The sequence below is a fragment of the Pseudomonas sp. R4-15 genome (genome assembly GCF_055768815.1).
The window spans coordinates 3,113,466-3,136,860 of the sequence record NZ_CM147293.1 but is presented as its reverse complement, the minus strand read 5'-3'; the positions used below and the strand labels follow the sequence as shown (position 1 = coordinate 3,136,860).

The window sequence follows — 23,395 nt, the reverse complement described above, 5'->3', positions numbered from 1 at the left end:
GGAATGAAAAACGCCCGGCGTGGCCGGGCGTGAAAGTCGGCGCTTTGAACTTAGATGCGCTTGGCCTGGGCGACGGCATTGCCGATGTAGTTCGCTGGGGTCAGGGCGCGTAGTTCGGCTTTGGCAGTGTCCGGCAGCTCCAGTGTGTCGATGAAAGTCTGCAGGGCGCTGGCGGAAATACCCTTGCCACGGGTCAGTTCCTTGAGCTTTTCATAGGGATTCTCGATGCCATAGCGACGCATGACCGTCTGCACCGGCTCGGCCAGCACTTCCCAGCAGGCGTCCAGGTCTTCGGCGATGCGCGCGGCATTGAGCTCCAGTTTGCCGATGCCCTTGAGGCTGGCTTCGTAGGCGATGACGCTGTGGGCGAAGCCGACACCCAGGTTGCGCAGCACCGTGGAGTCGGTCAGGTCGCGCTGCCAGCGGGAGATCGGCAGCTTGCTGGCCAGGTGCTGGAACAGCGCGTTGGCGATGCCCAGATTGCCTTCCGAGTTTTCGAAGTCGATCGGGTTGACCTTGTGCGGCATGGTCGAAGAGCCGATTTCGCCGGCGACGGTCTTCTGCTTGAAGTAGCCGAGCGAGATGTAGCCCCAGACATCGCGGTCGAAGTCGATGAGGATGGTGTTGAAGCGGGCGATGGCGTCGAACAGCTCGGCGATGTAGTCGTGCGGTTCGATCTGCGTGGTGTAGGGGTTCCAGCTCAGGCCCAGGTCGTTCTCGATGAACTCGCGGGCGTTGGCTTCCCAGTCCACTTCCGGGTAGGCCGACAGGTGCGCGTTGTAGTTGCCCACCGCGCCATTGATCTTGCCCAGCAGCGGCACCGCGGCGACCTGTGCGATCTGCCGCTCCAGGCGGTAGACGACGTTCGCCAGTTCCTTGCCCAGGGTGGTGGGCGAGGCGGGTTGGCCGTGGGTGCGCGAGAGCATCGGCACGTCGGCGAAGTCCACCGCCAGCGCGCGGATGGCGTCGGCGATCTGGCGCATCAGCGGCAGCAGCACGTCGTCGCGACCTTCGCGCAGCATCAGCGCGTGGGACAGGTTGTTGATGTCCTCGCTGGTGCAGGCGAAGTGGATGAATTCGCTGACCTTGGCCAGCTCCGGCAGCGCCTGGGCCTGCTCCTTGAGCAGGTATTCCACGGCCTTGACGTCATGGTTGGTGGTGCGCTCGAAGGCCTTCACGCGTTCGGCGTGCTCGAGCTGGAAGTCGCTGGCGAGCGCGTCGAGCAGTGCCTGGGCCGATGCCGAGAAGGGCTGGACCTCGCCGATGCCTGGGTGCGCGGCGAGACGCTGCAGCCAGCGGACCTCGACCAGGACGCGGCAACGGATCAGGCCGTATTCGCTGAAGATCGGCCGCAAGGCTGCGGTTTTTCCGGCGTAGCGTCCGTCGACGGGGGACACGGCGGTGAGCGAGGAAAGCTGCATGGGGCGTTCTCGGCTGTCGGGTGCGAAAATAAGGGCGCATATCATACATGAAAGCCGGGGGCTTCGGGGTGCCTGGCGCGGATGGGAACGCCGTCGGTCGCTGCGGGTCGGATGCATGACCTGCCATGGAGGACAGCCTTGCCTCGTTTCGCTCTTGCCGCCGCCTTGCTGCTCGCGGCCTGCGTCTTGCCCGCCCACGCCCGTGATTACCGCTACAGTGACGCTCACCTGCACTATGTCGACTTCTTCCAGGACAGCGACGGCAACGATGCGTTGTTCGCTGCGCTGGATGCTGCCGGCATCGAGCACGCCATGCTGGCGGGCATTCCGGTGGTGAAGAAGTGGCACGAGGATGAGCCCAAGCGACCGCGCTATTACGCCGGTGACGATGCGCCAGCCTACTGGTACAGCGCCACCGACAGCCTGCTGGCCGCCGCCGTGCGGCAGATGACGCCGGCTCAACGCCAGCGCGTGCATCCGTTCCTCTCCGGCTTCAATCCCGTCGACCGCAATGCCGCCGACCTGGTGCGCAAGGCCCTCGAACTGGACCCTCGGCTGTGGCAGGGTATCGGCGAGGTGTTCACCCGGCATGACGACCTCACCGCGCTGACCCAGGGCGACACGCCGCGGGCCAACAACGAGGCGATGAAGGCCATCTACCACCTGGCCGCCGAGTACGATCTGCCGGTGCTGCTGCACGCCAACGTCACCTCCAAACGCGAGCGCAATCCGCTGTATCTGGCGGAACTGGAGGAGGCGCTGCGCAATCATCCGCACACCCGCATCATCTGGGCGCATGCCGGCACCAGCGCGGAGATCCATCGTCACCAGGAAAAGCTGGACTTCCTCCTGCCGCTGCTCGCGCGGCTGCTGGACGACTACCCCAACCTCTATGTCGATCTGTCCTGGACGGTGCTCGAGCCCTACCTGCTGGATACCGACGGCCATCCGGATGCGGACTGGCTGGCCTTGGTCGAGCGGCATCCGACGCGCTTCATGATCGGCTCGGATGCGGTGGGACGCTTCGATCGACTCGGCGAGTACCTGTCCGCGTTCGATCCGTTCCTCGACGCGCTGCCTGCATCCGTGGCGCGCCAAGTAGCGAGGGACAACTTCCTCGCTGTGCTGCCGCGGCGGGCGCGCTGAGCGTCATCGCATCGTCATGTGGCTGTCATAGCCTTGCGCCGCATCATCCCCCGCAAGGAAGAGTCGTCATGAAGAAATACCGCTACGCCCTGGCTGTCGCGCTTTCGGCCTGTGCCGGCCTGGCGCAGGCCGAGGTGCGTGTGCAGGGGCCGGTCGAGTTCGGCCTGTTCGAAAACCCCACGCGCGAGCTAGCGCCGGGCGAGCGGCTGCTGGGGCAGGGCGGTCGCGAGATGCAGCAGACCCACGAGATTCCTGCGCGCCTGGGCGTGCGCTTCGGTCTGCGCTACCACCTGCTTGGCAAGCGCGCCGAGGATACGCCGCTGACCCTTCTGTACCTGACGCCTGGGGTCGTAACGCCGGATGGCCAGCGGCATGACAAGTTCGAGGTGGTGCAGAAGCTGGCGCCGGAAGCCGAGCAGGACGTGATGGCCTTCGAGTTCAGCGAGCGCCACGAACTGGTGCCGGGTGAATGGCACTTCATGGTCTTCCAGGGCGACCGCAAGCTTGCCGATGAGCGTTTTGAAGTGCGTTGAACAGGATGCTCCCGCACAACGAAAAACGGCGCCCGAGGGCGCCGTTTTTCCGAGCGGACCGGATCAGTCCTTGTAACGCTGCAGCACCAGCGTGGCGTTGGTGCCGCCGAAGCCGAAGCTGTTGCTCATCACGGTGTCGATCTTCGCGTTCTCGCGGGTTTCGCGCAGGATCGGAAGGTCGCCGACTTCCGGGTCGAGTTCGTCGATGTTCGCCGAACCGGCCATGAAATTGCCTTCCAGCATCAGCAGGCAGTAGATCGCTTCCTGCACGCCGGCAGCGCCCAGCGAGTGGCCGGAGAGGCTCTTGGTCGAGCTGATCGCCGGGGCCTGGTCACCGAACATGTTGCGCACGGCCTTGATTTCCGCGACGTCGCCGACGGGAGTCGAGGTGCCGTGGGTGTTCAGGTAGTCGATGGGCGCCGCGACGGTGCTCAGCGCCTGCTGCATGCAGCGCAGGGCGCCTTCGCCGCTGGGGGCGACCATGTCGTAGCCGTCGGAGGTGGCGCCGTAGCCGACGATTTCAGCGTAGATCTTGGCGCCGCGCTTCTTGGCGTGCTCGAGCTCTTCGACCACCACCATGCCGCCACCGCCGGCGATGACGAAGCCGTCACGCTTGGCGTCGTAGGCGCGGGAGGCCTTTTCCGGCGAGTCGTTGTACTGCGTGGACAGCGCACCCATGGCGTCGAACAGGCAGCTCTGGCTCCAGTGCTCTTCCTCACCGCCGCCGGCGAAGACCATGTCCTGCTTACCCAACTGGATCTGCTCCATGGCGGCGCCGATGCAGTGGGCGCTGGTGGCGCAGGCGGAAGAAATTGAGAAATTCACGCCCTTGATCTTGAACGGCGTAGCCAGGCAGGCGGATACGGTGCTGCCCATGGTGCGGGTTACCCGGTACGGGCCGACGCGTTTCACGCCCTTCTCGCGCAGGATGTCGATGGCCTCCATCTGGTTGAAGGTGGAGGCGCCGCCGGAGCCGGCGATCAGGCCGACGCGCGGGTTGGAAATCTGCTCTTCGCTCAGCCCCGCATCAGCGATGGCCTGCTGCATGGAGAGATAGGCGTAGGCCGCCGCATCGCCCATGAAGCGGAACAGTTTGCGATCGATCAGCGACTCCAGGTCCAGGTCTACGGAACCGGAGACGTGGCTGCGCAGGCCCATCTCGGCATATTCCGGATTGTGGCGAATACCTGGGCGGCTGGCGCGCAGGCTGGCGGAGACGGTGGCCTTGTCACTGCCGAGGCAGGAAACGATGCCGAGGCCGGTAATGACGACGCGACGCATGAGCAAGTCCTTCAGAAACTGTCGGTGGAAGTGAACAGGCCGACCCGCAGGCCTTCGGCGCTGTAGATTTCGCGGCCATCGACGCTCACGCTGCCATCGGCGATGGCCAGGATCAGCGAGCGGCTGATGGTGCGCTTGATGTGAATGTTATAGGTGACCTTCTTCGCGGTGGGCAGCACCTGACCAAAGAACTTCACTTCGCCCGAGCCTAGCGCACGGCCGCGGCCGGGGTTGCCCTGCCAGCCCAGGTAGAAGCCGACCAGTTGCCACATGGCATCCAGGCCCAGGCAGCCGGGCATGACCGGATCGCCTTCGAAGTGGCAGCCGAAGAACCACAGGTCGGGGCTGATATCGAGCTCAGCGACGATTTCGCCCTTGCCATACTTGCCGCCCTGTTCGCTGATGTGGCTGATCCGGTCGATCATCAGCATGTTCGGGGCGGGCAGTTGCGCATTACCCGGACCGAACAGCTCGCCACGGGCGCAGCGCAGGAGGTCCTCCCGGGAATAGGCGTGTGGTTTGGTCATGCGAGCTCCTTCGGTAATGCCCGGCGCGAGCCGGAATCTTGTGCCCCTGGGGGCAGTTTGGTGATTGGACTGTGCGCCTGCGCGATAAGTCACAGCTTGCGAGTACGGGTGTTCACTGGGAGGGCCGCAGCCACCCCTGGGTAGCCGTCGCCCTCAGCGTGTGCGGCACTCTACCACTGCTCGGGGGTCAATTGCCTTCTCCAGCACGACCTTGTGTTACAGGCGGTGCCTGGCCGCCGTCCCCCGTGTCCGTATAATGACCGCATTATCAGAGGATGGATCAGGAAGACCGATGACCCGACAGCAAACCCTCGCGGTGCTTGGCGGTGGCAGTTTCGGCACCGCCGTTGCCAACCTGCTCGCCGAGAATGGCCATCCCGTGCGCCTTTGGATGCGCGACCCGCAGCAGGCCGAGACGATTCGCCTCGAGCGCCGCAATCCGCGTTACCTCAAGGGCATCCCCGTGCATGCCGCGGTGGAGCCGAGCACCGATCTCGAGCAGGTGTTGGCCGATGCCGAACTGATTTTCGTCGCCTTGCCCTCGAGCGCCCTGCGACAGGTACTCGCACCCGTGGCGGAAAAGCTCGCCGGGCGCATGCTGGTGAGCCTGACCAAGGGCATCGAGCCGCGCACCTTCATGCTGATGAGTCAGATCCTCGAAGAAATCGCCCCGCAGGCGCATATCGGCGTGATCTCCGGACCCAACCTGGCGCGCGAGATCGCCGAGCACGCGCTGACCGCGACGGTCATCGCCAGCGAGCACGAGGAGCTCTGCGAGGCGGTGCAGGCCGTATTGCACGGGCGTACCTTCCGCGTCTATGCCAGCCCCGACCGCTTTGGCGTGGAGCTCGGCGGCGCGCTGAAGAACGTCTACGCGATCATCGCCGGCATGGCCGCCGCGCTGGACATGGGCGAGAACACCCGCAGCATGCTGATTACCCGCGCGTTGGCGGAAATGACCCGTTTCGCCGTGCATCTGGGCGCCAATCCGATGACCTTCCTGGGTCTGGCCGGTGTGGGCGACCTGATCGTCACCTGTTCGTCGCCCAAGAGCCGCAACTATCGGGTGGGCTTCGCCATCGGCGAGGGGCGCACGCTGGAAGACGCGGTGGCGGCGCTCGGTGAAACCGCCGAGGGGGTGAATACCCTCCGCGTGCTGCGTGCCAAGTCGGAGGAGTTGCAGGTCTACATGCCACTGGTCGCGGGATTGCATGCGATCCTCTTCGAGGGCCGCACCCTGGCGCAGGTCATCGAGGCGCTGATGAGCGGCGAGCCGAAGACCGATGTCGACTTCATCTCCACCACCGATTTCAGCGGATGAATGCCATGCAAGGTCCCCTCGAAAAACTGCGTCGTGAAGCCCTGCTCATGCGCCTGTGCTGGATGCTGCTGTTCTTCCTCGCCTGGCAGGTGGCGGAAATCCTCCTGTTCCTGCTGATCGTCGCGCAGTTGCTGCACCGCTTGCTGCGTGGACGGGCGCACCCCGGCTTGATGGCCTTTGGCGACGCCCTGTCGCGTTACCTGGCACAGATCGGGCGCTATGGCAGTTTCCACAGCGACGAGAAGCCTTGGCCGTTCGCCGATTGGCCGCGGGAGCGGCCGGCTCAGGTCGAGGCGGATCCTCAGCCATGAGGCTCTGGCTGTTGCGCCACGGCGAGGCGCAGCCCCAGGCGCCCAGTGACGAGCGCCGGGCGCTCACCGAGCACGGCCAGCGTGAGGTGCTGGACAGCCTTGTGCAGCTCTCGTCGGTGCCGGACGCGATCCTTGCCAGCCCCTATCTGCGCGCTCAACAGAGCGCGGCGCTGGCGCTGCAGCGGCTCGGTTACAGCGGCGCCGTGGAGACGGTGACCTGGCTGACCCCCGACGAAGATCCGCGCGAGGTTGCCGACAGGCTCTGTTCACGGCAGGAAGACAGTCTGTTGCTGGTGGCCCACCAGCCGTTGCTGGGCGCGCTGGCCGGCTGGCTCTGCGAAGGGCATCGGCAGGCGGCGCTGGCGATGCGCACGGCCAGCCTGGCGCGCCTGGAGGGCGATCTGCCGCTGGTGGGGGGGATGCGCCTGGTCTCGCTGTATCACCCTCAGATCGGTCAGTGATGCGTCTGATGCGCCGCAACATGGCGTGAATGCCCTCCTGGCTGGCCGCGCTGTGCCTTGTTCGGCGAGCCGCCGCTGGTCAAGATGCCGGCTCTGCCTGTGGTCGAACGTCGCATGTCCGAGCCCATCTTCTTTGCACACGCCAACGGCTTTCCGTCGGCTACCTATGCCAAGCTCTTCCAGTATCTGGAGGCAGAGCAGCAGATCCATCGCCTGGACCGCCACGGCCACGATCCGCGCTTCCCGGTGAATGACAACTGGCAAGGCCTGCTGGAGGAATTGCACTACCACATCTCGCGCATCGGTACGCCTGTCTGGGGTGTCGGGCATTCCCTGGGCGGTGTGTTGCATTACCACCTGGCCCTGCGCCATCCGGAGTTCTACCTGGGCGTGGTGATGCTCGACTCGCCGGTGCTGACCTTCGCCGATCGCTGGTTGATCCGCGCCGCCAAGCGCTTGGGCTTCATCGATCGGATCACTCCCGCCGGGCGTACCCTGGGGCGGCGCGCGCATTTCGCCGACCAGCAGCAGGCGCGCGAATACTTCGCCATGCGTTCGCTGTTCCGCGATTTCGACCCCGACTGCCTGGCGGCCTACGTCGAGCACGGACTGGCGCCGGCGGAGCAGGGGTTGCGGCTGTTCTTCGATCCGGCCACCGAAATCGACATCTATCGCAGCCTGCCACATTCTTCGCCGAGGAGCGCAACGCCGTTGCGCCTGCCGCTGGCGTTGTTGCATGGCGCGCAAAGCCGCGTGGTGCTCGCTCACCATCTGCGTTCTGCCCGACGTCTGCCGCGTGGCGAAACGCTGCGCATGCCGGGCGGGCACATGTTTCCGCTGGAGCATCCCAGGTTGACCGCTGAGCGCCTGCGCGAGCTGTTCGCGCGCTGGCGCGCCATAGCCAAGGAGGGAACCCATGAGCGCTGAGCCCGAGATCCTGCGCATCCCTCTGCCCCATCTGGATATCGCGGCCCTGGCCTACGGGCCGCAAGAGGCGCCACCGGTGCTGGCCCTGCATGGCTGGCTGGACAATGCGGCCAGCTTCGAGCGGTTGGCGCCGCGCCTGCCAGGGTTGCGCATCGTCGCGGTGGACTTCGCCGGACATGGCTTGTCCGGGCACCGCCCGCCGGGTAGCGACTATTACCTCTGGGATCACGTCGCAGACGTGCTGGCGATCGCCGAGCAACTGGGTTGGGAGCGCTTCGGGCTGCTCGGGCATTCGATGGGCGCGATCGTCTCGGTGCTGCTGGCCGCCAGCGTACCGGAGCGGGTCAGTGCCCTGGCATTGATCGACGGATTGCTGCCGTTGCACGGCGAGGAGCTCGATGCGGCGGCCCAACTGGGGCGGGCACTGCAGGCAAGGCGTGCGCTGGAGGGGAAATCCCGGCGTTTGTTCGAGCACCCCGAGCAGGCGGTGCGTGCGCGGCTGGGCGCGGGACGACTGAGCGAGTCCGCCGCGCGCCTGCTGGTAGCGCGCGGCCTGGCCGCGGGGGCCGATGGGTGGCGGTGGAGCAGCGATCCGCGATTGACCTTGCCCAGTCCATTGCGTTTCAGCTTCGAGCAGGCGCTGGCGTTCGCCCGTGCATTGCGTTGCCCTGCGCATCTGGTGTTGGCCGAGAGTGGACTGCTGGTCGGCCGGGAACGCCTGGAGGCGCTGCTGGATACCTTGCCGGTGCAGATCACCCGGCTGCCTGGTGGTCATCACCTGCACCTGGACGATGATGCCGGTGCCGATGCGGTAGCAGCCTGTTTCAAAGATCACTTGGGTTAACCTTGACCTCTCCGCGGTCGTTGCCGACCCTGCGTGTATCAAGGAGCTCCCATGATCGACCTGTACAGCGCTGCCACACCCAATGGCCACAAGGCCTCGATAATGCTCGAAGAGCTGGGCCTGGATTACCAACTCCACGTGCTCAGTTTCGACCGCCGCGAGCAGAAGGCCCCCGCCTTCCTCAAGATCAACCCCAATGGCCGGATTCCGGCGATCGTCGACCGTGACGCGGACGACTTCGCCGTCTTCGAGTCCGGTGCCATCCTCGTTTACCTCGCCGAAAAGACCGGACGCCTGCTGCCGAGCGACCCCCGCGGTCGCAGCATCGCCCTGCAATGGCTGATGTTCCAGATGGGTGGGGTAGGGCCGATGCAGGGGCAGGCCAACGTGTTTTATCGCTATTTTCCCGAGAAGTTGCCGTCTGCCATCGCGCGTTACCAGAATGAGACGCGGCGGTTGTACGAGGTCATGGACGGCCGGCTGGGCGAGGTCGAGTACCTGGCTGGCGACTATGGCATCGCCGATATCGCCTGTTTTCCCTGGGTGCGCGGGCATGAATGGGCCGGCGTTTCAGTGGAAGGCTTGGCGCATCTGCAGCGTTGGCTGGCGGCGATCGAGGCGCGCCCCGCCGTACAGCGCGGCCTGCAGCGCCCGGCGCGTGAATCGGACAGCGGTGCGCAGGTGACCAGCGCACAGTCCATGCTGATTCGCTGAGGTGAGGATGCAGGGAGCCCATTTTCTCGTCCTGTCAGCGCTGCTGGCCATGCCCATTCAGTTGCTTCACGCCGAGGTCAAGGTACCGGTGCCGGACGGCGCACGTCTGGTAAGCGAGGATCAGGCGAGCCTCGAGCGGATCTACCCGCAAGGCGCAATCCGGCGGATCAGCAACCGTCTGCGCTACGAGGGGATGATCGAGGCCCACGGCCAGTTGCATGCGCGCACCTACGAGCTGCCACGCGATGTGCCGACCCAGCAAAGCTTCGAGGCGGCCCGACGCTCGCTTCTGACTGAGGGCGCGCACTTGCTGTACTGGTGCGAAGGACGTGATTGCGGCTCCAGCAGCCTGTGGGCCAACGCCGTGTTCGAGCAATCCCGGCTCTATGGTCCGGATGACGACCAGGCCTACGCCCTGCTGCGCCTGGGTGAGCCGCAGGTGGACAGTCTGGTGGCGTTGTACGCGATCACCCGTGGCAATCGACGGGGTTACCTGCACGTCGAGGAGTTCGCCGCGGACGCGCCGCTGGGTGAGCGCCTGCCGACGCCGGCGACCCTGTTGCGTCAATTGCGGGAAACGGGTGAGCTCAACCTGCCCGAGCAGATTGGCGACCCGACGGGGCACTGGGCAGAGGTATTGGCCGCTACGCTGAAGATGGATGCGACGCTGCGTCTGGCGCTCTCCGGCCCCGAGGGCGAAGCCTGGCGCGATGCGCTGGTGGCGCAAGGCGTCCGCGCCACGCGTCTGGAGATGGAATCCGCTGACGGCGAAGGGCTGCGTCTGCGTCTGCTGCGCTAAAGTGCAGGCCCCTGGCTTGCACGCCGAAGCGCAGTAGGCAACTGTCCCTGGCGGTGAAGTCCCGGCGTTGCCTTATTGGCGGTTTTCGTAGCGATCCAGCGTGTCGTGGGCGATCTGCCTGCCGACCTTGATCAGGTCGGCGCCGCGGTAGAACTCGAAGAAGCGGCAGATGCGCTTGGGTACGTCGATCAGTACGTCCGGCGGATAACCGGCGATCTTGTACTGCGCCAGCGAGGTCTGCATCACTTCGAAGCTCTGGTTGATCAGGTCCAGCAGCGAGGCGGGGCCAACGGTGTCCAGCACCTGGCTACCGCTGGCGGAGCGCGTATTGCTGGCACGCTCCGGCGCGGCGCTGTTGCCCGGTGTGGGATCTATCCAGGGGTCGGGCAGTGCGCCGCGTTGCAGTTCGTGGGCCAGTTGTTCGTGATCTTCCCGGCGCAGGAACGGCAGGCGCTCGCCGAGGCTTTCCAACAGGCCATCCAGGCGCCGGCGGAATTGCGGCGTACGTTCGGGCTCGGGCAGGTGATAGGCACTGGGGCCGGTGGCGTTGAGGTTGACCGCGACGATCAAGTCGCAGTGGCTGGAAACCACCGGCACGATCGGCAGGGGGTTGAGCAGGCCGCCATCCACCAGCATGCGCTGGCCCTGCATCACCGGGGTGAACAGGCTGGGAATTGCCGCCGACGCACGCATCGCCTGGTGCAGACAGCCCTCCTGGAACCAGATCTCCTGCTGGTTGGTGAGGTCGGTGGCGACGGCGGTGTAGGGGATCGGCAAATCCTGGATATCGCAGTCGCCGATCATCTCGCGCACCTTGCCGAACACCTTGTCGCCGCGCATCGCGCCCAGCGAGAAGCTGAGGTCGACCAGGCGCAGCACATCGAGGTAATCCAGGCTTTCCACCCACTCGCGGTAGTCCTTCAGGCGTCCGGCGGCGTAGACGCCACCGATGACCGCGCCCATCGAGCAGCCGGCGATGCAGCCGATCTCGTAGCCGCGCGCCAGCAACTCCTCGATGACACCGATGTGCGCGTAGCCCCGCGCACCTCCCGAGCCCAGTACCAACGCGACTCGCTTGCCCATGTGGTGCTCCTGAAAAACTCTGTAACGGCCGCACCATAGCGCTCCGCATGCGCGTGCGAAAGATCAGGCGAGCAGGCGAGCTGTTAGAATCGTTGCCGGTTATCCCAATCGACAGAATCCTGGAGAACGCCATGAGCGAGCCGATCCGCCTCACCCAATACAGCCACGGTGCCGGCTGCGGCTGCAAGATTTCTCCCCAGGTGCTGGACGTGATCCTCGCGGGTAGCGGTGCGCAGCACCTGGACCCGAAGCTGTGGGTCGGCAACGCCTCGCGCGACGATGCCGCGGTCTACGCCATCGATGAAGAGCGGGGGGTGATTTCGACGACCGATTTCTTCATGCCGATCGTCGACGATCCCTTCGATTTCGGCCGCATCGCCGCCACCAATGCGATCAGTGACATCTACGCCATGGGCGGCGACCCGCTGATGGCCATCGCCATCCTGGGTTGGCCGATCAACGTGCTGGCGCCGGAAATCGCCCGTGAGGTGGTGCGCGGCGGTCGTGCGGTGTGCGACGAGGCGGGCATCCCCTTGGCTGGCGGACATTCGATCGACGCGCCCGAGCCGATCTTCGGCCTGGCGGTCACCGGTCTGCTCGACAAGCGGCACATGAAGCGCAACGACACCGCACAGCAGGGCTGCCGGCTGTACCTGACCAAGCCGCTGGGTATCGGCATCCTCACCACGGCGGAGAAGAAGGCCAAGCTGCGCGCCGCCGATGTCGGCCTGGCGCGCGACTGGATGTGTACGCTCAACCGCGTCGGCAGCGCCTTCGGCAAGCTCGACGGGGTTGCCGCGATGACCGACGTCACCGGCTTCGGCCTGCTCGGCCATCTGCTGGAAATGGCCGAAGGCGCGGGGCTGACGGCGCGCGTCGAGTTCGCTCGGGTGCCGCGCCTGCAGGGCATCGAGTATTACCTCGAGCAAGGCTGCGTGCCCGGTGGCAGCGGGCGCAACTACGACAGTTACGGCAGCAAGGTCGCGCCGTTGCCCCAGCTCGCGCGGCTGTTGCTGTGCGACCCGCAGACCAGCGGCGGACTGTTGGTCGCGGTGACACCCGAAGGCGAGGCCGCCTTCCTCCAGTGCGCGGTTGCGCAAGGGCTGTCGCTCGAGCCGATCGGCGAGATGGTCGAACGACAGCGTTTCGCGGTCGAGGTCCTTTGATGCGTCCCGACTGCACCGATTTTCGCCAGCTGTTTCTCGAAGACCGCCCCCTGATGGATGCCCGCGCACCGGTCGAGTACGCCAAGGGGGCGTTTCCCTTGGCGATCAACCTGCCGCTGATGAACGATCTGGAGCGGCAAAAGGTCGGCACCTGCTACAAGAACCGTGGCCAGGACGCCGCCATCGCGCTGGGTCACCAACTGGTCAGCGGGCAGACCAAGACTGCGCGCATCGAGGCCTGGGCCGCGTTCGCCCGCGCCAATCCGCACGGCTACCTGTACTGCTTTCGCGGCGGTTTGCGTTCGCAGATCGTGCAGCAGTGGCTGCGTGACGAGGCCGGTATCGCCTACCCGCGGGTGATCGGCGGCTACAAGGCGCTGCGCGGCTTTCTCATGCAAAGCACGGTGGACGCTCTGGGCGAATGTGGCTTTACCGTCGTCGGCGGTCTCACCGGCACGGGCAAGACCGAAGTGCTTGCGCACCTGGACAATGCCATCGACCTCGAAGGCCATGCCAATCACCGCGGCTCCGCGTTCGGTAAACGGGCCATCGTGCAGCCGGGGCAGATCGACTTCGAGAATCGCCTGGCCGTCGACCTGCTGAAGAAGCGCGCGCGCGGCCATCGCCACTTCGTCATCGAGGACGAGAGCCGCCTGGTCGGCGCCTGCTCGCTGCCGCTGGAGCTGCACCAGGCGATGCAGCAGCTCCCGCTGGTGTGGCTGGAGGATTCGTTCGAGGGACGCGTGCAGCGCATCCTCAAGGATTACGTGGTGGACCTGGCGGCCGAATTCGTCGCCCTGCATGGCGCCGAGCGTGGCATGACGTTGTATGCCGAGCGCCTGAGACGCGCCTTGGCGGGCATCGTCAAGCGACTGGGAGGTGAGCGCTACAGTCGCTTGGCGCAGATCATGGATGACGCCCTGATCGAACAGGCCGCCGGGCGTGGCGTGCAGGGGCACGAAGGCTGGATCGCCGCGCTACTGGCGGAGTACTACGACCCGATGTATGCCTATCAGCGTGAGCAGAAGGCCGCGCGCATCGTCTTCGCCGGGGACCGGGAGGCGGTGTTGGGCTACCTCCAGGAAAGGCACTTTTCACAGAATTCTTCTCTCTAAACGGCTGCTACACGCTACCCTCGGGCTCGATATCAAGGAGCGCTCCCATGAAAACCTGTCTGTTAGTGTCGCTGTCATTGCTGGTGCTGGCGGGCTGTGCGGGCAAGACCGCCCACCGCCAGCAGTGCGCGGACCTGTTGTCTTCCGCCTGGAAGGAACAAAGCCTGGCCGAGGCGGAAGGCTTCGCCGGCACGGTCAGCTACTCGAAGGCGATGACCCTACTGACCGCGGCAAAGACCCAGCAGCAGTTCGAAGTGTTCGACGGCTGCGTAGCCAAGGCCGAGCGGGCACGCTTCTATCTGCGTGAGTCGCGCGCTGGGCGCTGAACGATTGCTTTATCGGGAGTTTCGATGCTGCTGGATTTCTCAACCCTGAGTGCCGCCGAGGCCTATCGCTGGTTGTCGGCCACCGTTACCCCGCGACCGATCGCCTGGGTCTCGACGCGCTCCCCGGAGGGGCAGGACAACCTCGCGCCCTTCAGTTTCTTCCAGATCGTCAACGACGATCCCCCCACCTTGCTGGTGAACATCGGTCAGCGTGACGACGGCAGCCTCAAGGACAGCATCCGCAACATCCTCGCCAGTGGCGAGCTGGTGGTGCAGCTGGTCGACCACGCCAGTGCGCAGCGGATGAATGCGAGCGCGGCGATTCTCGATTACGGCGTCAATGAATTCGAACGCTGCGAAATTCCTGGTATCCCCGCGCAGCGAGTGGCCGCCACCCGCGTGGCCGACGCCCCCGTCGCCTTCGAGTGCCGCTTGGTCGAGGCCATGCCTTATCCTCGCGAGCGTCCCAATTGCCACCTGGTCTTCGCCCAGGTCCTGCTGGCGCATATCGACGAGCGCGTGCTGCGCGAAGGACGTATCGATCCCGCGGCGCTGGACCTGATCGGGCGACTCAGCGGCTCGTCCTACAGCAGTACTCGCGATCGTTTCGAGATGCGCAGGCCATAGGCCGCGTTGTAAGAAAAGGTTGCGCTAACTGACCGGCGATCGTTCATCGGCTAGGGTAGGGAATCTGGTAAAGGAGTAGCCCATGCGTTCCCGATTGGAAGCCTGCCTGGAACGGATCAATCAGGTGGTACTCGGCAAGGGGGAGCAGGTGCGCCTGGCGCTCGCCTGTCTGCTCGCCGATGGCCACCTGTTGATCGAAGACCTGCCGGGCATGGGCAAGACCACCCTGAGTCATGCCTTGGCGCGGGTGCTTGGCCTGGGGTTCCAGCGTATTCAGTTCACCTCCGACCTGTTGCCGGGCGACATCCTTGGCACCTCGGTGTTCGATCGTCAGAGCGGACAGTTCGTCTTTCACCCCGGGCCGATCTTCGCCGAGCTGGTGCTCGCCGACGAGATCAATCGCGCCACGCCCAAGAGCCAGAGCGCCTTGCTCGAAGCGATGGAGGAGGGACAGGTGACCATCGAGGGCGAGACGCGCGCGCTGCCCAGCCCATTCTTCGTCATTGCCACGCAGAATCCGGTGAATCAGGGTGGAACCTATGCCTTGCCCGAGTCGCAGCTGGACCGTTTCCTGATGCGCCTGTCCCTGGGCTATCCGGCGCGCGCGGCGGAACGCGCGCTGTTGCTGGGGGCGTCGCGGCGGGAAATCCTGCCGCGTCTCGAGCCGCTGCTGAGCCTCGAGGAACTGCGTGCCGCGCAGGCGGAGGTGGCGGCGCTGAGGGTCAGCGATGCGCTGGTCGACTACGTGTTGCGCCTCGTCGAGGCGACGCGCAGCCAGCCGCAGTTCGCCTGGGGTCTGTCGCCGCGCGGCAGCCTCGCGCTGCTCGCCGCGGCACGCGCCTGGGCCTATCTCGCGGGGCGTGACTACGTGATTCCCGAGGACGTACAGGTGGTGCTGCCGGCCGTGGCGGGGCATCGTCTGCGCGAGCGCGCCGATGCCGGCGGCCGCGGTACCGGGGCGCTGGTGCAGTGGTTGCTCGACGAAGTTCCGGCGCTCTGAAGCGGCGTCCTTGGCACGGCTTCGGGCAGCGCTGGCTGGCCCGACGGATTCCCGCGAGCGATCGGGTGCGCCTCGACCAGCGGCGCATCTTCATCCTTCCTACGCGTAGCGGCGTAATGTTCGGTGTCGCCCTGTTGATCATTCTGCTCGCGGCTATCAACTATCAGAACAGCTTGGCCTATGCGCTGACCTTCCTGTTGGGCGCCATCTTCGTGGTTGCCATCTTGCATACCTATCGCAACCTCGCGGGGCTCGAGTTGCAGGCCGCCGCGCCTTTGCCGGTATTCGCTGGCGAACGCGCACGCCTGCCGTTGAAGCTGCTCAGTGGCGCTCACGCGCATCAGGCGGTGGCGCTGGGCTGGCCACCCGAAGCCCTGTTGTGGGCTGAGCTTGACGCCGATAGCGAAGCGCTCTGCGAGCCGTCGGTGGCGACCCTGCGACGTGGCTGGCTGAAGGTGCCGCGCCTGCGCGTGGAGAGCCGCTTTCCGCTCGGTTTGCTGGTGGCCTGGAGCCAGGTCGATCTGCGCTGGACCGTGTTGGTCTATCCCCGACCCTTGGCCGGCGACCTGCCATTGGCGATGGGCGCAGCGGAGGGCGACGAGCAAGGGCAGCAGGTGATCGGTCGTGGCAGCGAGGATTTCCAAGGCCTGCGCCCTTACCAGGTGGGTGACTCGCGCCAGCGTCTGGACTGGAAGGCGTATTCCCGCGGCTTGGGGCTTCAGGTGCGCGAGTTCGCGGCCTTGGGCGGGCGTGAGTTGCTGCTCGACCCGGATGCGCTGGATGGCGATCTGGAGGAACGTCTCTCCTTGCTGTGCCACTGGGTGCTGGCGCTCGATGAACGCGGGGAAGCCTTCGCTTTGCGTGTAGGCGGACGACAGCTCGGTCCGGACAGTGGTGCCAGGCATCGTCAGGCCTGCCTGCGGGAGTTGGCGCTATATGGTCTGCCGGCGGAGCCGCCGCAATGAGTGCGGCCCTCGGGCAGGCGGCGATTCCGCGCATCGCGCTGAGCTGGCTGCTGGTCGCGCAAGCGCTGGTGTTACTGCCGCACCTGGCGCATCTGCCCCCCTGGGTGTGGGTGCTTTGGCTGTTCTGTGCGGGCTGGCGCCTGCAGATCATGCGCATGCGGGCGCGCTATCCGAACACGTTGATCAAGGCTGCCTTGCTCGCCGCCGTGGCGGCGGGGGTGTATTTCTCCCGTGGCAGCCTGGTCGGGCTGGACGCCGGCAATGTGCTGCTGGTGGCGGCGTTCGTGCTCAAGTTGGTGGAAATGCGCACTCGCCGCGATGCGCTGGTGGTGGTGTTCCTCGGCTTCTTCGTGGTGACCACCGGCTACCTGTTCGACGACGGCATTCTCGCCGCACTGCTGAGCATGTTCTCGGTCTGCGCATTGCTGGCCAGTCTGATCGGCCTGCAGCAGGGCGGGCCTGGTCAGGCGCCGGCAGCGACCTTGCGCCTGGCGGCGACGCTGATGCTGCATGCGTTGCCGTTGATGTTGCTGCTGTTCCTGTTCTTTCCGCGGTTGCAGCCGCTGTGGTCGCTGCCGCAGCCGGATCGTCAGGCGCGTACGGGACTTTCCGACAGTATGGCGCCGGGAGACATCGCCGAGCTGGGGCGCTCCGCTGAACTGGTGTTCCGTGCCAGTTTCGACGGCCCGCCACCGCCGCGTCCGCAGCTCTACTGGCGCGCGCTGACCCTGGATCGCTATGACGGTCGACGGTGGTCGCAATCGCCCTTCGCGCGAATGCCCCGAGCGCCGCAGCGGCAACTGCGCGGCGAGCCACTGGACTACAGCGTGATCATGCAGCCCAGCGGAGACCCCTGGCTGTTCACCTTGGACACACCGCAGTCCGCCAGCGGTGGTGCTCGTTTGATGAGCGATTTCCACCTGCAGCGCGAGCGGCCCGTCGAGGCCCCATTGTTGTATCGCGTGCGTAGCTGGCCCGAAGCCCTGCGCGAGCCGGACGGCAGTCCGGGTATGTTGCGCCAGGCACTGCAGTTGCCCGCCGGCGGAGAGCCTCGCAGCCGTGCCTGGGCCGCGCAGCTGAAGGCCGCGCATCCAGACACCGCGTCGCTGGTGCGCGCGCTGCTGGCGCATTTTGCCCGTGAGCCCTACGTCTACACGCTGCGTCCGCCGGTATTGCAGGAGAACCCGGTGGACGCTTTCCTGTTCGATAGCCGACGCGGTTTCTGTGCTCACTATGCCGGGGCCATGACCTTCGTGCTGCGCGCCGCGGGAATCCCGGCACGGGTGGTGACGGGCTACCAGGGCGGTGAGTTCAACGCGTCGGGCGGTTACCTCACGGTGCGCCAGTTCGACGCCCATGCCTGGGTCGAGTATTGGCAGCAGGGCGTCGGTTGGCAGAGCGTGGATCCTACCTTCCAGGTCTCGCCGCTACGCATCGAGCAGGGGCTGGAACAGGCGGTGGCCGAAGAGCAGAGCTTCCTCGAGGGAGCGCCTTTTTCCATGTTGCGCTTCCGGGACGTCAGCTGGCTGAATCGGCTGCGCCTGGGTTGGGAGAACCTCAACTACGGCTGGCAACGCTGGGTACTGAACTACCAGAGCGAGCAACAGGGGCAACTGCTGCAGCGCTGGCTCGGCGGCTTGGGCGGCGCACGGCTGTTGATCGCGGTACTGGTGGTCGCAGCGCTGACGCTGGGCATGCTGGGGTTGTGGCTGTTCAAACCCTGGCGCCGCGAGCAGGATCCGCTGCTACGCCGTCATGCCCGCTTCGAGGCCATGCTCGCGCGCCGCGCGTTGCAGCGTACTGCGGGCGAGGGACCGCGCGCCTTTGCCGAGCGCGCTGCACTGAGCCTGCCGGCTCAGGCGGGCGCTATTCGTCGGTTCTCCGCGATATATCAGGCCCAGCGTTATGCGGGACTGGCGCTGGACCTGGCTGCGCTGGACCAGGCATTGGCCGAGTTGCGCAGTGCCTTGCGCCGACGTTGAGGCTTCGCCCGGCAGATTGGCCGATCTGCCCGCGCGACCGACTGCCGCATCGCCTACCATTGAGGCAGCCTCTAAAGGAGTTATATCGGTGGAGTTTTCCGAACTGATGCGCTGCGCGCGCGAGCAGGATGAACTGCAACTGGCGCCGTCCTGGGGCCAGGGGCGTGCGGGTTTTGGCGGTGTCGTGGCGGCGCTGGTGCATGAGCGCATGCGCCTGCTGCTGGACGAGCCGCGGCCCTTGCGCTCGCTGGCCGTGACCTTCGTCGCTCCATTGCAGACCGGCGCGCCAGCGCGCTTCGAAGCCGAAGTGCTGCGACAGGGCAGGGCGGTGACCCAGGTACTCGGGCGCGCCGTGCAGGAGGGGCAGGTGACCACCCTGGTGCAAGGCAGCTTCGGCTTGGCGCGGGCGTCGAGCGTGGAAGTAACGCCGGCTCCAGCGCCGTCGATGCCTCCCGTGGAGGAGTGCCGCGAGCTGCCCTATATCAAGGGGATAACGCCCGAGTTCACCCGTCACCTGGCGATGAGCTGGGGCGAGGGTGGCTTGCCCTTCAGCAATACACCGGCGCGCGGGATGGGGGGCTGGGTACGGCTGCGTGAAAGCAGCGACGCTGCACTGGATGAGAGTCATCTGCTGGCCCTGGTGGATGCCTGGCCGCCGGCGCCGTTGATGCACCTTCGCGCTCCCGCGCCGGGCAGCACGCTGACCTGGACCATCGAATTCGTGCAGCCTCGCCCCGACGGGCTGCGCGCCGATGACAGCTATCTCTACCGCGCCGAGATCGAATGCGCCCATGACGGCTACGGGCATGTGGCTGCCGGCTTGTGGAGCCGCGAAGGCGTGCTGCTGGCCATCAGTCGGCAGACGGTGACGGTCTTCGCCTGAGCCAGGAACGAAAAAGCCGGCGCATGGCCGGCTTCTTCGCAGCAGCGTGCGCTGCTTAGTTCAGGGCGTCGCCCAGTGCCTTCGCCGGCACGAACTTGACGACCTTCTTGGCCGCGATCTGGATGCTCGCGCCGGTCTGCGGGTTGCGGCCGGTGCGTGCCGGGCGTTCGCCGACCTTGAGTTTGCCGATGCCTGGCAGGGTCAGCTCGTTGCCGTGTTCCAAAGTATCGCTGACGATCTCGCTGAGTTGCTCGAGCACCGCGCGTACGGTGGCCTTGGGCGCGTCGGTCGCCTCGGCGATGTCGGTGATCAGTTGGTCTTTGCTCAGGGCCATGTCTTGTCTCGCTCCATTGGACGAAGGGTGGCGGGCAGTCTACCCCGCGGACGAGGTGCTTGGAACCGCACGTGCCTGTGGTGGGCTACCGCAGCCGGGCCAGGTTTGACCTGTGTGGCAAGTGTTTGTTCTGACGAAACTTTGATGGTTGTAGTTTGCCGGTAAGCCGGTACAATGGCCGCCGTTCGCCGCCAGGCGGATGTCTTTATGGTGGCCCTGCCGGTCCCCTCGCATTGATTACCCGTTAACCTGGTCAGGCCCGGAAGGGAGCAGCCACAGCGGGAACATTGAGTGCCGGGGTGTGGCTGGTAGGGTCCACCTCCAGTTTCTCCCTCCTTTAGTTTCCGCTTTCGATTCCTTCATGCTTACGCGATGGCTGCCTGGGCGTGTGCGTCCTGCCTGTGCGCTAGCGCTATGCACGGGTGCATTTTACCGCCGGCTTCGCTAGCATGACGGGCTCTGCAGCATCCTTCGTGGCGACGGTTTTTCGATGAGCTATCAAGTCCTTGCGCGCAAATGGCGCCCCCGCAACTTCCGCGAGATGGTGGGCCAGACGCATGTGCTCAAGGCACTCATCAACGCGCTGGACAATGGCCGACTGCACCACGCCTACCTGTTCACCGGTACCCGTGGCGTCGGCAAGACCACCATCGCGCGCATTCTCGCCAAGTGCCTGAACTGCGAAACCGGTGTCAGCTCCACGCCGTGCGGTCAGTGCTCGGTGTGCCGGGAGATCGACGAGGGGCGCTTCGTCGACCTGATCGAGGTGGACGCCGCGAGCCGTACCAAGGTCGAGGACACCCGCGAACTGCTCGACAATGTGCAGTACGCGCCCAGTCGCGGCCGCTACAAGGTCTACCTGATCGACGAAGTGCACATGCTCTCCACGCACTCGTTCAATGCGTTGCTCAAGACCCTCGAAGAGCCGCCACCCCACGTCAAGTTCCTGCTCGCAACCACCGACCCGCAGAAGCTGCCGGTCACCATCCTGTCGCGCTGCCTGCAGTTCTCCCTGAAGAACATGCCGCCGGAGCGCGTGGTCGAGCACCTGACCCATGTGCTCGGTGCCGAGGGCGTGCCTTTCGAAGAGGATGCGTTGTGGCAACTGGGTCGCGCAGCGGATGGTTCGATGCGCGACGCCATGAGCCTCACCGACCAGGCGATCGCCTTCGGCGAGGGCAAGGTGCTTGCCGCCGATGTCCGCGCCATGCTCGGCAGCCTCGATCACGGTCAGGTCTACGGCGTATTGCATGCGCTGCTCGAAGGGGATGCCCGCGCGCTGCTCGAAGCCGTCCGGCACCTGGCCGAGCAGGGCCCCGATTGGGGCGGCGTGCTCGCCGAACTGCTCAACGTGCTGCACCGCGTGGCCATCGCTCAGGCGCTGCCCGAAGCCATCGACAATGGTCAGGGTGACCGCGATAAGGTGCTGGCGCTGGCCGAGGCACTGCCGGCCGAGGACGTGCAGTTCTATTACCAGATGGGCCTGATCGGGCGCCGCGACCTGCCGTTGGCGCCGCAGCCCCGGGGCGGCTTCGAGATGGCGCTGCTGCGCATGCTGGCGTTTCGTCCGGCCGGTAGCGAAGCGCCGCCACGTTCACCGCTAAAGCCCCTGGGGATCACCAAGGCCACGGTTGATCCCGCTCCAGCACCGGTGGCCGCTGCGACGCCCGTCGTCGAGCGGCCTGCCGTTGCCGCCCCGCCGGAGCCCGTTGCCGAATCCAGCCAGGTGGAGGATGAGCCGGTGGCGGCAGTGGTCGAGGTGGCTCCCGTGGATCTGCCCTGGAACGATAGTCCGGAGCCGGAGCCGGAGCCGGAGCCGGAGCCGGAGCCGGAGCCGGAGGCGGAACCCGAGCCCGAGCCCGAGCCCGGTCCGCTCGCACCGGTCGCATCCCCCGATAGCCCGGTGGCGAGCGACCAGCCGTTGGAGGCGGAGCCGGTCGCCGAGGTGCATCAGCAGGCTGCGCCGCCCATCGACGAAGCCGACGCGGATGTGATTACCGCGTTGGGCGCCGATGAGGAGCCCCCGGAACATGACGACTACTATGAAGTGGACGCCGACGCCTACGCGTACCTGGAGCAGAGCGGCGAAGAGGAGCAGGAGGCACCGGTCGAGGCGGAGGAGCTGGCCGATGTCCAACCGGCCAGCGGTCTTGCGGCCGAGTGGCTCGAATTGTTCCCGCGTCTGGGCCTGGCGGGTCTGACCGGGAGCATCGCAGCCAACTGCAGCTTGATCTCGGTCGAGGCCGACTGCTGGTTGCTGCACCTGGACCCGGCGCATAGTGCCCTGTTCAACGCCACCCAGCTGCGCCGCTTGAACGACGCGCTGGACACGCATCTGGGGCGCTCGGTGCAACTGCGCGTCGAAGTACAGAAGCCGACCCAGGAAACGCCGGCACAGGCGGCCGCACGCAAGCGGCTGCTGCGCCAGAAGGAGGCAGAGGAGGCGATTCACGCTGATCCGCTGGTCCGACAAATGATGCAGCAATTCGCCGCGGTGATCCGCGACGGTACCATCGAACCCATAGATACCCAGAAAACCGAGGTGACCCCGTCATGATGAAAGGTGGCATGGCCGGCCTGATGAAGCAGGCCCAGCAGATGCAGGAACGCATGCAGAAGATGCAGGAAGAACTGGCCAACGCCGAGGTGACCGGGCAATCCGGTGCCGGTCTGGTCAGCGTGGTGATGACCGGTCGCCATGACGTCAAGCGTGTGAGCCTCGATGACAGCCTGATGCAGGAAGAGAAGGACATTCTCGAAGACCTGATCGCCGCTGCAGTCAACGATGCGGTGCGCAAGATCGAGCAGAACAGCCAGGAAAAGATGTCCGGCATGACTGCCGGCATGCAGTTGCCGCCGGGCTTCAAGATGCCGTTCTAAGGTGGCATCCCTGCGCGCGCCGCGATCTGTCGCGGCGCCGATTCGATCATGCTTGCCCATCCATTACGAAGTTGCCGCCCGATGAGTTTCAGCCCCCTGATCCGCCAGTTGATCGATGCCTTGCGCACCTTGCCGGGCGTTGGCCAGAAGAGTGCCCAGCGCATGGCGCTGCAACTGCTCGAGCGTGATCGCAGTGGCGGGGTGCGTCTGGCCCAGGCGCTGACCCGGGCGATGGAAGGCGTGGGCTACTGCCGCAGTTGCCGCACCCTGTGCGAAGACGAGCTCTGTCCGCAATGCGCCGATCCGTCCCGTGACGACAGCCTGCTGTGCGTGGTGCAAAGTCCCATGGACGTGTTCGCCGTGGAGCAGACTGGCTTCCGCGGGCGCTATTTCGTCCTGCGTGGCAACCTGTCCCCGCTGGACGGGCTCGGGCCCGAGGCGATCGGCATCCCCGAGTTGCTGTCGCGCATCGAGGGTTCGGCCGTGAGCGAGGCAATTCTTGCCACCAATCCGACCGTGGAAGGTGAAGCCACCGCCCACTACATCGCGCAACTGCTGATGCCGCGTGGCCTGGTCGTTTCGCGTATCGCCCACGGTGTTCCCTTGGGCGGTGAACTGGAGTTGGTCGACGGCGGTACCCTGGCGCATGCCATGGCCGGGCGCAAACCCGTCGCGCTCTAGTCGCCCGTCACGGGCGCATTGTCTTCCGATTCAGTTTGGCGTAGCGGCGCCACGAGCGCGCTACTGGC

25 protein-coding genes and 1 other RNA gene are annotated in these 23,395 nt (G+C 65.9%); 21 read left to right on the top strand and 5 right to left on the bottom strand.

The window, feature by feature from the left end:
- Nucleotides 1-50: 50 nt before the first annotated feature.
- On the bottom strand, nt 51-1,421 hold the full coding sequence (gene purB / locus ACYRGX_RS14990) for an adenylosuccinate lyase (protein WP_473053260.1): 1,371 nt from the start codon (nt 1,419-1,421) through the stop codon (nt 51-53).
- A 138-nt stretch (nt 1,422-1,559) separates the two neighbouring features.
- On the opposite strand from purB, the gene ACYRGX_RS14985 reads away from it, so the two are divergent.
- Together ACYRGX_RS14985 and ACYRGX_RS14980 are read left to right on the top strand one after the other, a co-directional pair.
- Nucleotides 1,560-2,567 carry an amidohydrolase family protein gene (locus tag ACYRGX_RS14985; protein ID WP_473053259.1) on the top strand — a complete coding sequence of 336 codons (1,008 nt, stop codon included), beginning with the start codon at nt 1,560-1,562 and terminating at the stop codon, nt 2,565-2,567.
- Nucleotides 2,568-2,635: 68 nt separating this feature from the next.
- Nucleotides 2,636-3,100 (top strand): DUF3859 domain-containing protein, encoded by a 465-nt coding sequence (locus ACYRGX_RS14980; RefSeq protein ID WP_473053258.1) that lies wholly within the window; start codon nt 2,636-2,638, stop codon nt 3,098-3,100.
- 63 nt (nt 3,101-3,163) lie between these two features.
- Here the strand turns inward: ACYRGX_RS14980 and fabB are convergent, their stop codons facing one another.
- Nucleotides 3,164-4,381, bottom strand: a complete 1,218-nt coding sequence (gene fabB, locus ACYRGX_RS14975; protein ID WP_473053257.1) for a beta-ketoacyl-ACP synthase I — start codon at nt 4,379-4,381, stop codon at nt 3,164-3,166.
- Between the two features lie 11 nt (nt 4,382-4,392).
- Nucleotides 4,393-4,908: a 3-hydroxyacyl-[acyl-carrier-protein] dehydratase FabA gene (gene fabA, locus ACYRGX_RS14970; protein ID WP_473053256.1), complete on the bottom strand. Its 516-nt coding sequence runs from the start codon at nt 4,906-4,908 to the stop codon at nt 4,393-4,395.
- Between the two features lie 292 nt (nt 4,909-5,200).
- Between fabA and ACYRGX_RS14965 the strand changes: the two genes are divergently transcribed.
- The 7 genes from ACYRGX_RS14965 (at nt 5,201) to ACYRGX_RS14935 (ending at nt 10,285) form a co-directional block, all read left to right on the top strand.
- Nucleotides 5,201-6,229: an NAD(P)H-dependent glycerol-3-phosphate dehydrogenase gene (locus tag ACYRGX_RS14965; protein WP_473053255.1), complete on the top strand. Its 1,029-nt coding sequence runs from the start codon at nt 5,201-5,203 to the stop codon at nt 6,227-6,229.
- A 5-nt stretch (nt 6,230-6,234) separates the two neighbouring features.
- Nucleotides 6,235-6,540, top strand: a complete 306-nt coding sequence (locus tag ACYRGX_RS14960; protein WP_473053254.1) for a DUF4389 domain-containing protein — start codon at nt 6,235-6,237, stop codon at nt 6,538-6,540.
- The gene (gene sixA / locus ACYRGX_RS14955) at nt 6,537-7,001 is read left to right on the top strand and encodes a phosphohistidine phosphatase SixA (RefSeq protein ID WP_473053253.1); all 465 of its coding nucleotides are present in this window, start codon (nt 6,537-6,539) and stop codon (nt 6,999-7,001) included. The genes ACYRGX_RS14960 and sixA overlap by 4 nt, the downstream gene beginning before the upstream one ends.
- Before the next feature lie 114 nt (nt 7,002-7,115).
- Complete coding sequence (locus ACYRGX_RS14950; RefSeq protein ID WP_473053252.1) at nt 7,116-7,928, top strand: alpha/beta fold hydrolase; 813 nt, start codon at nt 7,116-7,118, stop codon at nt 7,926-7,928.
- A complete protein-coding gene (locus ACYRGX_RS14945) occupies nt 7,918-8,772 on the top strand; it encodes an alpha/beta fold hydrolase (protein ID WP_473053251.1) in 855 nt (284 codons plus the stop codon). The genes ACYRGX_RS14950 and ACYRGX_RS14945 overlap by 11 nt, the downstream gene beginning before the upstream one ends.
- Before the next feature lie 51 nt (nt 8,773-8,823).
- Nucleotides 8,824-9,486 (top strand): glutathione S-transferase family protein, encoded by a 663-nt coding sequence (locus ACYRGX_RS14940; protein ID WP_473053250.1) that lies wholly within the window; start codon nt 8,824-8,826, stop codon nt 9,484-9,486.
- A gap of 7 nt (nt 9,487-9,493) precedes the next feature.
- Nucleotides 9,494-10,285, top strand: coding sequence for a DUF4892 domain-containing protein (locus tag ACYRGX_RS14935; RefSeq protein WP_473053249.1), 792 nt, complete (start codon nt 9,494-9,496; stop codon nt 10,283-10,285).
- A 72-nt stretch (nt 10,286-10,357) separates the two neighbouring features.
- Here the strand turns inward: ACYRGX_RS14935 and ACYRGX_RS14930 are convergent, their stop codons facing one another.
- Entirely contained in the window at nt 10,358-11,368 is a 1,011-nt protein-coding gene (locus tag ACYRGX_RS14930; protein WP_473053248.1) for a patatin-like phospholipase family protein, read from the bottom strand.
- A gap of 131 nt (nt 11,369-11,499) precedes the next feature.
- Here ACYRGX_RS14930 and selD point away from each other — a divergent pair, with 131 nt between their 5' ends.
- The 8 genes from selD to ACYRGX_RS14890 all read left to right on the top strand — a co-directional run bounded on the left by selD (nt 11,500) and on the right by ACYRGX_RS14890 (nt 19,432).
- On the top strand, nt 11,500-12,534 hold the full coding sequence (gene selD / locus ACYRGX_RS14925) for a selenide, water dikinase SelD (protein ID WP_473053247.1): 1,035 nt from the start codon (nt 11,500-11,502) through the stop codon (nt 12,532-12,534).
- Nucleotides 12,534-13,649, top strand: a complete 1,116-nt coding sequence (mnmH, locus tag ACYRGX_RS14920; RefSeq protein ID WP_473053246.1) for a tRNA 2-selenouridine(34) synthase MnmH — start codon at nt 12,534-12,536, stop codon at nt 13,647-13,649. The genes selD and mnmH overlap by 1 nt, the downstream gene beginning before the upstream one ends.
- Nucleotides 13,650-13,696: 47 nt before the next feature.
- The gene (locus ACYRGX_RS14915; RefSeq protein ID WP_473053245.1) at nt 13,697-13,975 is read left to right on the top strand and encodes a hypothetical protein; all 279 of its coding nucleotides are present in this window, start codon (nt 13,697-13,699) and stop codon (nt 13,973-13,975) included.
- A gap of 24 nt (nt 13,976-13,999) precedes the next feature.
- Complete coding sequence (locus tag ACYRGX_RS14910) at nt 14,000-14,602, top strand: flavin reductase family protein (protein WP_473053244.1); 603 nt, start codon at nt 14,000-14,002, stop codon at nt 14,600-14,602.
- 82 nt (nt 14,603-14,684) lie between these two features.
- The gene (locus tag ACYRGX_RS14905) at nt 14,685-15,602 is read left to right on the top strand and encodes an AAA family ATPase (RefSeq protein WP_473053243.1); all 918 of its coding nucleotides are present in this window, start codon (nt 14,685-14,687) and stop codon (nt 15,600-15,602) included.
- Nucleotides 15,572-16,567, top strand: a complete 996-nt coding sequence (locus ACYRGX_RS14900) for a DUF58 domain-containing protein (RefSeq protein WP_473053242.1) — start codon at nt 15,572-15,574, stop codon at nt 16,565-16,567. The genes ACYRGX_RS14905 and ACYRGX_RS14900 overlap by 31 nt, the downstream gene beginning before the upstream one ends.
- Complete coding sequence (locus ACYRGX_RS14895) at nt 16,564-18,549, top strand: transglutaminase TgpA family protein (RefSeq protein ID WP_473053241.1); 1,986 nt, start codon at nt 16,564-16,566, stop codon at nt 18,547-18,549. Before ACYRGX_RS14900 ends, ACYRGX_RS14895 begins: the two co-directional genes overlap by 4 nt.
- A gap of 88 nt (nt 18,550-18,637) precedes the next feature.
- Nucleotides 18,638-19,432, top strand: a complete 795-nt coding sequence (locus ACYRGX_RS14890) for an acyl-CoA thioesterase (protein ID WP_473053240.1) — start codon at nt 18,638-18,640, stop codon at nt 19,430-19,432.
- 55 nt (nt 19,433-19,487) lie between these two features.
- On the opposite strand, the gene ACYRGX_RS14885 is transcribed toward ACYRGX_RS14890, so the two are convergent.
- Nucleotides 19,488-19,766, bottom strand: a complete 279-nt coding sequence (locus ACYRGX_RS14885; RefSeq protein WP_473053239.1) for an HU family DNA-binding protein — start codon at nt 19,764-19,766, stop codon at nt 19,488-19,490.
- A 217-nt stretch (nt 19,767-19,983) separates the two neighbouring features.
- Between ACYRGX_RS14885 and ffs the strand changes: the two genes are divergently transcribed.
- The 4 genes from ffs to recR all read left to right on the top strand — a co-directional run bounded on the left by ffs (nt 19,984) and on the right by recR (nt 23,327).
- Nucleotides 19,984-20,080, top strand: an RNA gene (ffs, locus tag ACYRGX_RS14880) — signal recognition particle sRNA small type.
- A 176-nt stretch (nt 20,081-20,256) separates the two neighbouring features.
- Nucleotides 20,257-22,323: a DNA polymerase III subunit gamma/tau gene (dnaX, locus tag ACYRGX_RS14875; protein ID WP_473053238.1), complete on the top strand. Its 2,067-nt coding sequence runs from the start codon at nt 20,257-20,259 to the stop codon at nt 22,321-22,323.
- Complete coding sequence (locus ACYRGX_RS14870) at nt 22,320-22,646, top strand: YbaB/EbfC family nucleoid-associated protein (protein WP_473053237.1); 327 nt, start codon at nt 22,320-22,322, stop codon at nt 22,644-22,646. The genes dnaX and ACYRGX_RS14870 overlap by 4 nt, the downstream gene beginning before the upstream one ends.
- 81 nt (nt 22,647-22,727) lie before the next feature.
- Nucleotides 22,728-23,327 (top strand): recombination mediator RecR, encoded by a 600-nt coding sequence (gene recR / locus ACYRGX_RS14865; RefSeq protein WP_473053236.1) that lies wholly within the window; start codon nt 22,728-22,730, stop codon nt 23,325-23,327.
- Nucleotides 23,328-23,395 lie beyond the last annotated feature (68 nt).

Bases quoted from the DNA above. Each gene is read 5' to 3' on its own strand.
- dnaX (WP_473053238.1), top strand. From the start codon at position 20,257: ATGAGCTATCAAGTCCTTGCGCGCAAATGGCGCCCCCGCAACTTCCGC.
- ACYRGX_RS14980 (WP_473053258.1), top strand. From the start codon at position 2,636: ATGAAGAAATACCGCTACGCCCTGGCTGTCGCGCTTTCGGCCTGTGCC.
- ACYRGX_RS14895 (WP_473053241.1), top strand. From the start codon at position 16,564: ATGAGTGCGGCCCTCGGGCAGGCGGCGATTCCGCGCATCGCGCTGAGC.
- ACYRGX_RS14915 (WP_473053245.1), top strand. From the start codon at position 13,697: ATGAAAACCTGTCTGTTAGTGTCGCTGTCATTGCTGGTGCTGGCGGGC.
- ACYRGX_RS14965 (WP_473053255.1), top strand. From the start codon at position 5,201: ATGACCCGACAGCAAACCCTCGCGGTGCTTGGCGGTGGCAGTTTCGGC.
- ACYRGX_RS14930 (WP_473053248.1), bottom strand. From the start codon at position 11,368: ATGGGCAAGCGAGTCGCGTTGGTACTGGGCTCGGGAGGTGCGCGGGGC.
- mnmH (WP_473053246.1), top strand. From the start codon at position 12,534: ATGCGTCCCGACTGCACCGATTTTCGCCAGCTGTTTCTCGAAGACCGC.
- ACYRGX_RS14940 (WP_473053250.1), top strand. From the start codon at position 8,824: ATGATCGACCTGTACAGCGCTGCCACACCCAATGGCCACAAGGCCTCG.
- ACYRGX_RS14885 (WP_473053239.1), bottom strand. From the start codon at position 19,766: ATGGCCCTGAGCAAAGACCAACTGATCACCGACATCGCCGAGGCGACC.
- ACYRGX_RS14950 (WP_473053252.1), top strand. From the start codon at position 7,116: ATGTCCGAGCCCATCTTCTTTGCACACGCCAACGGCTTTCCGTCGGCT.
- ACYRGX_RS14960 (WP_473053254.1), top strand. From the start codon at position 6,235: ATGCAAGGTCCCCTCGAAAAACTGCGTCGTGAAGCCCTGCTCATGCGC.
- ACYRGX_RS14870 (WP_473053237.1), top strand. From the start codon at position 22,320: ATGATGAAAGGTGGCATGGCCGGCCTGATGAAGCAGGCCCAGCAGATG.
- fabA (WP_473053256.1), bottom strand. From the start codon at position 4,908: ATGACCAAACCACACGCCTATTCCCGGGAGGACCTCCTGCGCTGCGCC.
- purB (WP_473053260.1), bottom strand. From the start codon at position 1,421: ATGCAGCTTTCCTCGCTCACCGCCGTGTCCCCCGTCGACGGACGCTAC.
- fabB (WP_473053257.1), bottom strand. From the start codon at position 4,381: ATGCGTCGCGTCGTCATTACCGGCCTCGGCATCGTTTCCTGCCTCGGC.
- selD (WP_473053247.1), top strand. From the start codon at position 11,500: ATGAGCGAGCCGATCCGCCTCACCCAATACAGCCACGGTGCCGGCTGC.
- ACYRGX_RS14935 (WP_473053249.1), top strand. From the start codon at position 9,494: ATGCAGGGAGCCCATTTTCTCGTCCTGTCAGCGCTGCTGGCCATGCCC.
- ACYRGX_RS14945 (WP_473053251.1), top strand. From the start codon at position 7,918: ATGAGCGCTGAGCCCGAGATCCTGCGCATCCCTCTGCCCCATCTGGAT.
- ACYRGX_RS14905 (WP_473053243.1), top strand. From the start codon at position 14,685: ATGCGTTCCCGATTGGAAGCCTGCCTGGAACGGATCAATCAGGTGGTA.
- recR (WP_473053236.1), top strand. From the start codon at position 22,728: ATGAGTTTCAGCCCCCTGATCCGCCAGTTGATCGATGCCTTGCGCACC.
- ACYRGX_RS14910 (WP_473053244.1), top strand. From the start codon at position 14,000: ATGCTGCTGGATTTCTCAACCCTGAGTGCCGCCGAGGCCTATCGCTGG.
- sixA (WP_473053253.1), top strand. From the start codon at position 6,537: ATGAGGCTCTGGCTGTTGCGCCACGGCGAGGCGCAGCCCCAGGCGCCC.